At 74.6% G+C, this 12327-nt stretch carries 11 protein-coding genes and 1 pseudogene; 3 read left to right on the forward strand and 9 right to left on the reverse strand.

Going from position 1 to position 12327, the window contains the following annotated elements; genetic code table 11:
* From EAO71_RS24885 to EAO71_RS24895, 3 genes are all read right to left on the reverse strand, one after another.
* The coding region (locus EAO71_RS24885) for a TSUP family transporter (RefSeq protein ID WP_147980065.1) at positions 1–383 on the reverse strand (383 nt) is incomplete at its 3' end.
* 39 nt (positions 384–422) lie between these two features.
* Positions 423–1796: an MBL fold metallo-hydrolase gene (locus EAO71_RS24890; RefSeq protein ID WP_147980066.1), complete on the reverse strand. Its 1374-nt coding sequence runs from the start codon at positions 1794–1796 to the stop codon at positions 423–425.
* Positions 1797–2080: 284 nt separating this feature from the next.
* Positions 2081–2494 (reverse strand): VOC family protein, encoded by a 414-nt coding sequence (locus EAO71_RS24895; RefSeq protein ID WP_147980067.1) that lies wholly within the window; start codon positions 2492–2494, stop codon positions 2081–2083.
* Between the two features lie 374 nt (positions 2495–2868).
* Between EAO71_RS24895 and EAO71_RS24900 the strand changes: the two genes are divergently transcribed.
* Complete coding sequence (locus EAO71_RS24900; protein WP_147980068.1) at positions 2869–3606, forward strand: LamG domain-containing protein; 738 nt, start codon at positions 2869–2871, stop codon at positions 3604–3606.
* A gap of 95 nt (positions 3607–3701) precedes the next feature.
* Complete coding sequence (locus EAO71_RS24905; RefSeq protein WP_147980069.1) at positions 3702–4739, forward strand: serine hydrolase domain-containing protein; 1038 nt, start codon at positions 3702–3704, stop codon at positions 4737–4739.
* Between the two features lie 37 nt (positions 4740–4776).
* Here EAO71_RS24905 and EAO71_RS39740 read toward each other — a convergent pair whose 3' ends face one another.
* From EAO71_RS39740 to EAO71_RS24930, 5 genes are all read right to left on the reverse strand, one after another.
* Positions 4777–6114, reverse strand: coding sequence for a TerD family protein (locus tag EAO71_RS39740; protein ID WP_147980070.1), 1338 nt, complete (start codon positions 6112–6114; stop codon positions 4777–4779).
* Between the two features lie 84 nt (positions 6115–6198).
* Positions 6199–7329 carry an FAD-dependent monooxygenase gene (locus tag EAO71_RS24915; protein ID WP_147980071.1) on the reverse strand — a complete coding sequence of 377 codons (1131 nt, stop codon included), beginning with the start codon at positions 7327–7329 and terminating at the stop codon, positions 6199–6201.
* Positions 7330–7722: 393 nt separating this feature from the next.
* A complete protein-coding gene (locus EAO71_RS24920) occupies positions 7723–8673 on the reverse strand; it encodes an aldo/keto reductase (protein ID WP_261992328.1) in 951 nt (316 codons plus the stop codon).
* Positions 8674–8721: 48 nt separating this feature from the next.
* Positions 8722–9438, reverse strand: coding sequence for a VanZ family protein (locus EAO71_RS39130; RefSeq protein ID WP_261992329.1), 717 nt, complete (start codon positions 9436–9438; stop codon positions 8722–8724).
* Positions 9439–9534: 96 nt separating this feature from the next.
* The gene (locus EAO71_RS24930) at positions 9535–11154 is read right to left on the reverse strand and encodes a phospholipase D family protein (protein ID WP_147980072.1); all 1620 of its coding nucleotides are present in this window, start codon (positions 11152–11154) and stop codon (positions 9535–9537) included.
* A gap of 251 nt (positions 11155–11405) precedes the next feature.
* Between EAO71_RS24930 and EAO71_RS24935 the strand changes: the two genes are divergently transcribed.
* On the forward strand, positions 11406–12233 hold the full coding sequence (locus tag EAO71_RS24935) for a YihY/virulence factor BrkB family protein (RefSeq protein ID WP_147980073.1): 828 nt from the start codon (positions 11406–11408) through the stop codon (positions 12231–12233).
* On the opposite strand, the pseudogene EAO71_RS39135 reads toward EAO71_RS24935, so the two are convergent.
* Positions 12223–12327: pseudogene (locus EAO71_RS39135) on the reverse strand (ribonuclease BN); the annotation flags it as partial. The gene EAO71_RS24935 and the pseudogene EAO71_RS39135 sit on opposite strands and share 11 nt — an antisense overlap.

The raw sequence follows: 12327 nt of genomic DNA on the forward strand, positions 1-12327 counted from the left end.
GGCGGCTGGATCGAGGGCAGCGTGCATGTGCCCCTCCACCAGATCCACCGGCGCCTGGCGGAGGTGCCGGACGGCACCGTCTGGGTGCACTGCGCGGGCAGGTGCACCGACACGAGGCCGGCCGCGGCGGCCGGCAGCAGTCCCGCCGCCGCGAAGAGCAGGCCGGCACGCCACCGCACCGCTCCCGCCCTGGCGTGGGCCAGCAGCGCGGTGAGAGAGGTGCCGATCACGACGACGAGGCCGGCGGTGGTCGCGGCGAACGGGGCGAAGCCGAGCAGGTGGACCAGGGCGGGCACGGTGAGGATGCTGCCGCCCGCCCCCAGCGCGCCGAGGGCCAGGCCGACCACACCGCCCGCGATCAGGGCCAGCACGAGGGCGGTCATCGGCGCGCCCCTCGTGCCGGGCCGGGCACCCGCGCGCGGTCAGTCACCGGACGGGGTGACGAGCGTGAGACCGGCCTCGGCCGCCGCGGCGTACCCGTCGTCGACGGCCACCACCGCCCGGCCGGCGGCGGCCAGCACGGAGGCGGCGACGGCCGCGCGCATCCCGCCCGCGCAGTGCACCCAGACGGTGCCGTCCGGCACCTCCGCCAGGCGCCGGTGGATCTGGTGGAGGGGCACATGCACGCTGCCCTCGATCCAGCCGCCCGCGCGCTCGCTGTCCCGGCGCACGTCCAGCACCACCGGATCCGCGCCTCGTCGCCGCGCGGCGGCGAGGTCCGCGAACACGGCGCGCGGGAACGAACCCGGCTCGACGCCCTCCGCGAGCCAGTCGACCGGCCCGCCTACGGCCGCGGCGGCCGGACGGTCGATGCCCACGCGGGTCAGTTCGCGCTGCGCGCGGGCGATCTGCTCGGCGCTCTCCCCGAGGAGGGTCACGGGCTTGCCCCACGGGATCATCCACGCGAGATGGACGGCCGGCCGGCCGTCGACCTCGAAGTTGACGGAGCCGGCCACGTGGCCGGCCGCGAAGGCGACGCGGCTCCGCAGGTCGACCACCCACTCCCCGGCCGCGAGACGCCGCTCGATCTCGGCGGCGTCGGCGCGCCGCGGCGGGGTGAGGTCGACCGGCGCCGGACCGGCGGCGTTGACCGGGCCCATGTGCGCGTAGTACGCGGGCACGTCCTCCAGCCCCGCCAGCAGTTCCTCGACGAAGGTGTCCACGTCCTGCACGAGGGCGGGGTTGGAGGCCTTCTCGGTGCCGATGGTGCCGGACGTCCGGTCGGTCCGGCCGGCGGAGCAGAAGCTGCCGAAGCCGTGCGTGGGCAGCACGCGGACCGCGTCGTCCAGCTCGTCGGCCAGGCGGTGAGCGGAGGCGTGCTGGGCGCGTGCGAGGCCCTCGGTCAGCCGGGGCTCGACCAGGTCGGGCCGTCCCACGCCGCCGATCAGCAGGGAGCCTCCGGTGAAGGCGGCCACCGCGCGGCCCTCGTCCTCCAGGACGTACGAGGTGTGGTGCGGGGTGTGCCCGGGGGTGGCCACCGCCCGCAGCCGGAGTCGCCCGTCGACCGGCTCGACGTCGCCGTCCGTCACCGGCACCCGCGCGTAGGCGACGTCGGCGCCGGCCGGGACCAGATAGCGCGCCCCGGTCAGGCGCGCGAGCTCCAGGCCGCCGGTCACGTAGTCGTTGTGCACGTGGGTCTCGGCGACGGCCACGATGCGCACACCGCGGCGGGCGGCCTCGGCGAGCACGCGGTCGATGTCCCGGGGCGGGTCCACGACGACCGCGGCCCCGCCGCCTCCGGCCAGATAGCTGCGGTTGCCCAGCCCCTCGGTCTCCAGGGTGTCGACAAAGAACACTGCACTCTCCCTCGTGATTTTTTACCCCCGGGGGTATCTGTTCCCCACCGTAGCAGTAATACCCAGGGGGGTATCCGAGAGAGTGTGTGACGCCCACCATGACAGGGCGGCCGGAGGGGCGGGGCGCGGGAGGCGGCCCGGCGCGACGCCCCGGGAGGACGGCCGCGCGGGAGCGGACGCACGAGGCCCCGCCTCCGCTCTCCGGTGCGCCGGAGGGCGGGGGCGGGGCTCACGGGAACGTCACCTGGTCCCGTCCGGCCGCGCCGGGCCGGACGGCGGCCGGCTCAGCCGCGTTCGCTGATGTTGACCATCCAGGTGACGCCGAAGCGGTCCGTGCACATGCCGAAGACGTCGCCCCACATCTGCTTCTCCAGGGGCACCGCCACCGTGCCCCCGCCGGAGAGCTTCTCCCAGTAGCCGCGCAGCTCCCCGGCGTCCTCCCCGCTCAGGCTCACCGCGATGTCGTTGCCCGGCTTGTGCTCCATGCCCGGCGGGTTGTCGGCGCACATCAGGGTGAGGCCGCCGTCCGTCTCCAGCATGCTGTGCATGACCTTGTCGGCGACGGCGCCGGCCTGCTCGGGGGAGACGTCGCCGTAGGTGCTCAGCGTCAAGGTGCCGCCGAAGACCTCCTGGTAGAACTCCACGGCCTGGCGGGCGTCGCCGGCGAAGCTGATGTAGGGGTTGAGGCGAGTGGCCACGGGTCTGGCTTCCCTTCGTGAGACGTCGTCACCTCGGGCGGGGACGGCGGTCCGGACGGATCGAGCGTGCGCGACGCGGCCGCGCACCGCCAGCCGGCGCACGCCGGACAGCGCAACCGTGGACCCCGAGGCGTGACGGTCCGACGGATCCCGCGGGCCGGTGGACCGCCACCCCGACGACGCCCTGCCGCGCCGCCGGGCCGAGGGGAGCCCAGGGGAACGCAGCCGGGCGGCGGCCCGTCACCCCCCATTCCCATGACGATTACTCCTTCGTGACGACTACTCGACACACTGTGAGCATTTCCGCATGAGTGGCGCGGCTACGGGCAGAACCGCTCCAGACCACCCATACCGCCCCTCCGAAGGAGTCACCCATGCTCACAGGCCTCATCGACCGGCTGAAGCGGCGCCGCAGAGGGCAGGGCCGCGACACGGTCCCGGCGCCCTCGCGCGCGCCCGCGCCGGCGTCACCGGTGTTCACCGCGGACTTCCGCTCGACCACCCAGTGGGTCGCCGGCCACTCGTGGGCGTACCCGAACGGCGGTCCGACCAATGCCGGCGACAACAAGCTGGACCATCTCGTCGAGGATCCCGCGTACAGCCGCTCGGGTGTCTTCCGGGCGACCCGGCGGCCCGACGGCAAGTGGAACGCAGGCCTGCTGACGACGGAGGGCAGCGCCGAGGGGTTCATGGTGCGCGCCGGCGACGTGCTGGAGGCGCGGGTGAAGCTGCCGACGGAGCTGGGCGCCTGGCCGGCGATCTGGACCTGGCTGGACGGCGGGCAGGAGATCGACGTCTTCGAGTACCACCCGGACAACCCGGATCTGCTCGAGCTGTCCAACCATGTGCGGGGAGGGCATCTCTACTACCGGGATCCGGCGATCCGCCCGGGTGAATGGGTCACTCTGCGGACCGAGTTCGGCACCGGCTCGGTGGTGTGGAGCGTCAACGGCGTGCGCGCCTTCGCCGACCGGCGAGGGGTGGGCCGCAGTTGGCGGGCCCATCTGATCGTGAACCTGTCCGTCTGCGCCGGCCGCTACCACCCGGCGCCCGACAGGAACACCTCGGAGATGTCGTACACCGTCTCGGAACTGAAGGTGTTCCGGCCCTGAGGGCCTGGCGGGCGGCGCATCCTTCGGGCCCGGTCAGGGCATACCGTCTGAGCCCGGCACCTTCGGGACGCCCGACCGCACACCCGGGGGACGCCATGGGACTCCGCGCCGACCGCATCGAATCGCTCGTCCGGGACGCCGTGGACGCACGGGTCAGCCCGGGAGCCGTCTGGTCCGTCGGGGACGCCGGGGGCATCCTCGCGCAGGGCGCCGCCGGTCTCCTCGATCCCGCGCGCCCGCACGAGCCGATGCGGACCGACACGGTCTTCGATCTCGCCAGTCTCACCAAGATCCTCGCGGTCTGGTCCGTCGCCGGTGTCCTCGTCGGGTCGGGCCACCTCGAACTCCACCGGCCGCTGGGCGCGTTCTGGCCCGAGGCGGCCGGCCGGCCGCTCGGCGAAGCGACGGCCCACCACCTTCTGACCCACACCGCGGGTCTGCCTCTGCGGGCGAACCTCCGCCACCACTACGGCACCGATCCCGCGGACGTCCGCGCGGGGGTGCTCGACGCACCCCTGCGCCACCGGCCGGGCGAGGCCGTCGCCTACACCGACCGGGCGGCGCTCGTCCTCGGCTACCTCGCCGAACACCTCACGGGACGGGCGCTGGCCGAGCTCGCGGCGACCCGGGTCTGGAACCCCCTCGGCATGACCGAGACGCGCTACGGTCCGCTGCCGCCCGAGGTCGTCGCCCGGTGCGCCCCCACGGAGTTCGACGACGAGACGGGCACCCATCTGAAGGGGACCGTGCACGACTTCTCGACCCGGCTGCTCGGCGGCGCCTGCGGCATAGCCGGGGTCTTCGCCCCGGCCGGCGACCTCGCCCGGTTCCTCACCCTCATGCTCTCCCCCGGCTCTCCCCCGTTCGACTCGGGGTGGGTCGTCGACTCGCTGCGCGTCCACACCGGCGGGCTCGCCCCCGCGCGGGGACTGCTCTGGCACCCCGACCCCGACCTCGGAACCGGCGGGCCCGCCGACGTGTGGGCACACTTCGGCTTCACGGGCACGGCGATGTGGATCGCGCCCGGCCGCCGGCGCTGGGCGGTCCTGCTCACCAACAAGCTCTACTTCACCCGTGAGCGGGGCCCGGTGGCCGCCCTGCGGGCCGCGTTCCGCTCGTACGCCTTCGCCTGAAGGGGGCGATCGGCGGGGCGCGAACCCGCGCGGCTCCTCAGACCGCGCGGATCCTCATGCGCCACGACCCCTCGGCGGCCCTGAAGACGAGGAGGACGGGGCCCCGCGGGAGCGGACTACTCACCCGGTGGCGCTTGCCGGCCTCGTTGACCAGGAGGCTCTCCTCGGCGGCGGCGATGGTCGAGTGGCCGGCGACCTCGTGTCCCGTCATGTGGCAGTAGCTGCCGCCGGTCTCGTCGCGGAACCGCACCTTGAGATCCGCCTCCGGCCCCGTGTAGAGCAGCGCTTCGGGACCGCGGCCGGTCAGCTCGCTCTCGAGCCTGCGGGCATGGGCGAGTGGTCTGAAGGTCAGGCTCCACCGGCTGTGCGCCTGGACGCGCAGACGCACCGGGCGGTCTCCGACGGGATCGACAGCCGCGCTGCCGCGGAAGTCCGGCAGGGTGGAGTTGAAGACCAGCTGGTCGTCCTTGTTCCTCTCGTCCAGGGAGTGGACGCAGAAGTACCCGTCGGACTCGCGTGTCATCTCGACCAGGACGGGACCCGGCGGAATGCTGCGGTCCGCGGTGACGACCTGCGTTCCCTTTCCCTCGACGGTGCAGGGCTCGAAGACCGGCCCGAACGTCCACGCGTCGCCGGAGGGCGGCGGGGCGAACGGAACGGCTGCGGGAGCCGCCCCCGGGACCGTCGTCGCCGTCGGGGCGGGCCCGGGCGGCGGGGCGAACGGAACGGATCCCCCGTCCTTCGAGACGCCCGCGAACGGAACGGGGCCCCCGTCCTTGGAGACGCCCGCGAACGGAACGGGGCCCGGGGACGCGGGAGCCGGCGTCGGTGGAGCCGCCGCCGGCACGGTCCCCCGGGCCGGCGGGGCGATGCCGAAGTCCGCGGCGAGACCCGCCAGCCCGGAGGCGTACCCCTGACCCACGGCACGGAACTTCCAGCCGCCCGCACGGGGGTAGAACTCGCCGAGGACGAAAGCGGTTTCGGTCGTCGCGTCGGTGACGGTGTAGCGGACGACCGCGGCGCCGTCCGGCGCGAACGCCTCCACGGTGGGTTCCACCACGTCGCCGACCGTGCCGCGGTCGGTCGCGCACACGACCAGGACGCGGTCGGCCGCGGCCCCGAGCCGGGGCAGATCGAGTTCCAGCCACTGCACGGACGGGTCGGAGGCGTCGCCCAGGTGCCGTACCGAACCCGAGGGATGGACCGGCCTGCCGCGGAACACCAGGTCGGCGTCCCCCCGGGCCGTGCCGCTCGCGTCCAGGACCAGCGCGCAGGCGTCGACCAGGGGGGATCCGTCGCGACGTCCCTGACGCACGGCGACGCGCAGAGCGACCGTCGGCACGAAGGAGTTGGCGCCCTTGGCTATGTGACTCATGCGGCACATCATGCAAGAACCCGCCCGGCGGAGGCGATCACTCCGCCCTTCCGGCGCCGCCGCGACCGCGAAACCGCCCGCCGGTCAGGGGCGTTCGCGCAGCGCCCCCATGACCCGCCCCATCAGGCCGGGGACGTCCGCGTCCCGGACGCCGTCCAGCTGCCAGCGGCCGATCTGCACCGACGCCTCCACCACCGAGCGGACCCGCGGCAGGCGGCGCTCCGTGTACGCGTCGAGCAGCTTGTCGTCCCAGGCCGACCCCTCCGTGAGGAGCTCGGCCAGCACGAGGGAGTCCTCCAGGGACATCGCGGCCCCCTGCGCCAGGGTGGGCGGGCACGAGTGGGCGGCGTCGCCCACGAGGACGACGCGGCCGCGGTGCCAGGGGCCGTCCACCAGGTGCTCGGTGCACCAGGCGTAGTTGACCGGGGAGGTGTCCGTCAGCGCGGCGGTGATGGTCTTCCAGTGGCCGCCGTACCCCTCGGCGAGGTCGCGCATCTCCCGGACCAGGGAGACCGGGTCCGCGGCGGTCCGGTCGCGCGCGGTCTCGACCAGGTAGGCGTAGACGGTGTCGGGGCCGGTGGGGCAGAAGCCGGCGATGAACGCCGGTCCCCCGAAGGCGAGATGGGTGCGGTCGACACCCTCGGGGCGGGGCGCGGGAGCCCGCCAGACGGCCATGCCGGTGGGCCGGGGCGTCTCCGGGATGCCGATCAGGGCCCGGGTCGCGGAGTGGACGCCGTCGGCGGCGACGACGAGGTCGTACCGGCCGGAGGTGCCGTCGTCGAAGCGGACCTGCGCGCCCCGGGAGTCCTGGGCGAGATGGGTCAGGATGCGGCCCGGCCGGAAGCGCGCGCCCGCCGCGAGGACGGCGTCCGTGAGGATGCCCTGGAGCACGGGGCGCCGCATGCCGAGAGCGGCGGGCAGATCGTCTCCGCCGGTCCGCAGGTCGTCCTGGGTGACGAGGGGCGTGCCGTCCGGCGCCACGATGGTGACCCCGTCCGAGGCGGCGCCCCGGGCCCGTACGCGGTCCCACACCCCGATCGCGTCGAGCACGCGCAGCGCGTTGCCCTGCAGGGTGATGCCGGATCCGCGGCCGGCGTTCCCGTCGGGGCTCCGTTCGACGAGGTCGACGGCGATGCCCGCCCGGGCCAGCAGCACGGCGAGTGCGCATCCGGCGGTTCCCCCGCCGATGACGAGAACGCTTCGGGACCGGGTCATGGACGGGTCCTCCCCCAGGACGGGGCCGGGCGCGCCGGACGGGGCGCGGTGTCCCCGGGGATGTCTCGCCCCCGGGGCCGGCCGGACTGTGCCTCGGCCGGGCCGACGGCGACGACGACGGCGGCGGCCGGCGAGGCCGTGATCACGCCGAAGCGTACCGGCAGACGCCCATCACCCGTCCGCTCAGGGAGAGTTGGGAACCGTGGCCGAGGCCGGGTGGGCTCTCCGTCCGTCCCGCACCACCGGAACGGCCTCACCAGAAGGGGGTTGGTGAGGCCGTTCTCTCTCGGTGTCCCGTGGGGGGATGACGGGCTGCTGCCCCGGTTCCGGTGTCTCACACCCACCCGGTCGGGGCTTTTCCTCGCGGACCCGCCGGGCGGGGTGCCCGGCGGATCACGGAAGGGCCGCGCCGCGGGCGGTCACCCACAGCGTGTACCACTCCTCGTGGGTCAGGTCGGGCTCGCCGGTCGCCGCGTCCCGGCAGGCGCGGATCCGCCCGGGGTTCGACGAACCGATGACGGGGACGACGCGGGCGGGATGCCGACGGAGCCACCAGAGCACGATCGTCTCCGGCGTGGTGCCCTTCGCCTCGGCGAGCGAGCTCACGAGCGCGGCGGTGGCGTGCTCGTCGGGGGTCTCCGGCCGGCCCGTGTAGCGCCCCTGGGCGAGGGGCCCCCACGCCTGGAGGGAGATCCCGTGCGTCAGGCAGTGCTCGACGGTGCCCGCCGGGAAGCCGTTGGCGGCCGACTCGGGGGTGTTCACGAGCACCCCGTCCTCCAGCCACGCCCTGCGGTGCAGGCTCATCTCCAGCTGGTCGACCACCAGCGGCAGCGCGACGTGCGCCTGGAGCCGGGCGATCTGCGCGGCGTTCATGTTGGAGACGCCGAAGCGGCGGACCAGACCCTGGCGGTGCAGCGAGGTCAGGGCCTCGCCGATCTCGGCCGGGTCGGCGAGCGGGTCGGGACGGTGCAGGAGGAGTACGTCCAGCACATCGGTGCGGAGCCGGGTGAGGCTCTCCTCGACCTTCCGCTCGATGGTGGGCCCGCGCAGGTCGTAGAGCCCGGGCCGGTCGCCGTCGGCCAGCCGGATGCCGCACTTGGTCTGCAGGGTGATCCGGTCGCGGAGGCCGGCCGATCGGGCCAGGACCTCTCCGAAGACCGCCTCCGCCTTGCCGTGCCGGTAGATGTCGGCGTGGTCGAAGGCGGTGATGCCGCTGTCGAGGGCGGCCTCGACGGCCGCCTCCGCGGCGTCGACGTCGGCGGCCGTGTAGGGGCTCGTGTCCCAGGCACCGCCCAGGCCCATGCAGCCGAGGACGAGACGATCGGGCTTCTCACTCGTGGTCACGGGGCCCACCCTCGCACAGGTGCACGGCCGGGCGGGCCCCCGGCCGCGTCAGGTACGGCGGGAGGACCACCAGTGCCGCCGCCGCGGCGGGTGTACCGCCCGGCCGAGCCTGCGCCCGACGAGGGCGTACCCCAGCAGCGCCCCGAAGGTGTTGAGCACGACGTCGTCGACGTCGAAGGCGCGCCCCGTGATGAGCGCCCCCTGGACCAGCTCGACCACCAGCATCGTCGCCACCGTCAGCAGTCCGACACGGAGGAAGCCCCGGGTGTACGGGGACACCACCGGGAGCAGGAGTCCGAACGGCACCCCCAGCAGGATGTTGCCGCCGAGCTGCTTGACCGTGTCGCGGAACGCGGGCTGCGAGAGGTAGTTGCGGATCGAGTCGCCGGGTTGCAGGTTGGTGTGGGTGAGCACCTCCGAGGCCGGCGACGGCTGCAGGGTGAGGCGCGCGAGGACGACCGCGAAGGCCACCATGCCCGCCAGGGCCAGCACCGTCACGCCGATCCGGATGACAGGGCTCGGCCCCCTCCGCGCCGGCTTCGCCTCCTCGGCGCGGGGCTTCCGCCGACCGAGCCGGAAGGACCTCCCCTTCTCGGGCGGCGCCGGCTTCGCCTCCTCGGCGCGGGGCTTCCGCCGACCGAGCCGGAAGGACCTCCCCTCCTTGGCCGGGGCCGGCTTCGCCGCCTTCGCACGTGACGTCCCGGTGCCCGTACCGCCACCGACCGCCGCGCCGGCGGCCAGGCGGCGTCTGATGTGTACGCCCATCGATCCCCCCAAGTCCGTTGGTCTGTTCGTGGGGTTGCGGCTACCCCCGATGTGCCGAGGCACGCCCCCGGTCGTCACACGGAGGCTTCACGCGGCTCAGAAGGTGTTCCGGCGGCGCAGCCGCAGCGGCCGCCCGTCCGGGTCGACGAAGAGCCGGTGCAACGGGATCGCGACGGCCCGCTGCGCGGGGGAGAGTTCCGGAGGGACGTACCGGCGCAGCCGGCCCGACGGCCTCGGACCGTTTCCGCCGCTCGCGTACCAGGCGTCGAGCGCCGCCGCGGTCTTCTCGAAGGCGGCGAAGGCGGCCACCGGATCGGCGAGGGCGTCGGACTCCGGGACCCGCCCGCCCGCGCTGCGGTCGTCCAGGTGCTCGCGCATGAGCTCCAGCCGGAGCTCCCGGGCGAAGGGCCGCGCGCCGTCGCCGAGACCGGCCGGGTCGAGGGGCTCGCGCGGGTCCCTGCGTACGTCGAGCACGGCGCAGCCGAGCTCCGAATCGTGCGTCCAGGAGCGGAGGTTGACGTTGTCGGAGCCGACGGAGGCCCACACGTCGTCGATCACGCACACCTTCGCGTGGACGTACACCGGCGTGCCCACGGGGTTCTCGATCGCGTACACGGCGACCCGGTCGCCGCCCGCGCGGCGCAGCGCGTCCAGGGCCTCGATCCGTCCGATCAGGTTCATGGGCAGGGTCAGCCGGCCGTCCTGTTCCGGTACGGCGGGGACGACGGCGATCAGCCGCAGCCCGGGACAGGCCCGCAGCGCGTCGGCGAACGCGGCCACCACCCGGGGCGACCAGAGGTACTGGTCCTCGACGTAGATCAGCGCCCGAGCCCGTCGCAGCGCCTTGAGGTAGCCGCGCGCGATGCTGCGCTCGCCGTCCGGGGCGAAGGGGTAGCCGCGCAGCAGCCGGTTCGGATAGGTGCGGAGCACCTGGACGGCGTGCGGGCCGCAGCGTGCCGGATCGGCCGACTGGGGCGGCAGCTCGTCGGCCTCCGTGTCCTCCCGGTGCGCCCGCTCGCGCAGGCGGAGGAGCGGGCTGCGGCTGAGCGGCGACGGATCCTCCCAGCGTTCACGGAAGACGGCCTCGATGTCGCCGACGGCCGGCCCGCGCACGGCGAGCTGGACGTCGTGCCACGGGGGCCTCGGCCCGTACGCGGCGGCCATGGGCAGCGACTGCGGGTCGCCCCGGTGCCCGGCGTCGTCGCGGCGGTTGTGGCAGAGGTCGATGCCTCCGACGTACGCGACGTCTCGCTCCGGTCGGCCGGGGTGGCGCAGGACGACCATCTTCTGGTGATGGGATCCGCCCGGGCGTACCCGCATGTCGAGCAGGCACTCGCCGCCGGCCCGCGCGAGCTCCTCGCCGAAGTGCCGGTTCTCCTTCTCGCTGTACTGGAGGCTGTCCAGGTGGGAGCGCCACAGCAGGCCCTTGACGACGACCCCGCGCCGGGCCGCCCGGCAGAGGACCGGGCCGATCTCGGTGCCGGGACCCGCGAGCTGCTCGTCCGGGTCGCCGCGCCAGTCGGTGAAGAGGAGCAGATCACCGCCGCGCATGCCGCGCACGGCCGCGAGCAGTTCCGCGAAGTACGCGGCACCGTGCACGAGCGGCCGGACGAGGTTCCCCTCGGACCAGGCCGTTCCGCCGGGGCGGCGCTCGTCCAGGCGCGTCGCGGGGTTGCCGCGTTCGCCGCGTTCCAGAAACCAGTCCGCGCGGGTCACGACATCGAAACCTCCATGACTTCCCCTACCCGCTGCGGCGCTCCCCCACCCGGCGGGAGCGGAATCGGCCCGTGGGGAGGCGGCGCGGCGGACCGGCCCGTGGCCGCGGCTCGCGCTGGCCCGGGCCGCCGGGCGGCCCTACGGTGGAGGCACCAGCGTCTTCCCGCGGAGCGCGCCATGCTCGTCCCGAGCGCGGCCGGAGTGCCGAGGGTGCCGGCGCCGGCCGTCGCGGCCGCGCCTCCCCCGGCGCGATGACGGCCCCCGACCCCACCGGACGGCCTTCTCCGCTCGCGCGGGCACGCAGCGTGATCCGCCGGTTGCGGGCCGGTCACCGGTGGGGGCGGGTGACCGCACTCGATCTCTGGCAGCGCTCGCTCGGGTTCGCGGCACTGGGGTTCCTCACCCTCGTCCCCCTGCTGATCGTGGTGTCCGCGGCGGACACGGAGAGCGGACGCGGCTTCGCGCAGTGGCTCGGGGACGGGCTGGGGGTCTCGGCGCCGGCGCGGGCGGAGATCGCCCGGCTGTTCGCCCTGCCGGGCCAGGTCTGGCGGACGACCACGGCGTTCGGTCTCGCCGTGCTCGCGGTCTTCGGTCTCTCCTTCGGCACGGTGGTCCAGTCCGGCTACGAGAAGGTCTGGGATCTGCCGCCGGACCGCTGGTGGTCGCGGTGGCGCCACGTGGTGTGGCTGGCCGTGCTCATCGGCGTCCTCTACCTGTTCGCCGTCACGACCCTCTGGCGCGACAACCCGGGCCGCGGCGTGGGCACCGCGCTCGGCGGCACCCTGTTCTTCTGGTGGTCGCAGCGCTGGCTGCTGGGCGGCCGGATCGGCTGGCTCGCGCTCCTGCCGGGGGCGGTCGCGACGACGGTGGGTCTCCTCGGCCTCAGGATCTTCTCCCGGCTCGTCTTCTCGCCGCTGATCGCCTCCAGCGCCGTCACCTACGGCCCCTTCGGCGCCTTCCTCGTCATCCAGTCCTGGCTGCTCGCCGTGGGCGTCGTCGTCTTCGGCGGCGCTCTGGTGGGCCGGCTGCTCGACGACGAACTCCCCCGGCTGACACGGGCGGCGAGGCGCCGGAGGTGACGGCGCTGGAGGCGATCAGCGGCGAGAAGACGAGCCGGGAGAAGATCCTGAGGCCGAGGAGACCCACCGTCGTCGCGACCGCCCCCGGCAGGAG

It is taken from the genome of Streptomyces sp. MS191, from assembly GCF_008042125.1.
Taxonomy (GTDB): Bacteria; Actinomycetota; Actinomycetes; order Streptomycetales; family Streptomycetaceae; genus Streptomyces.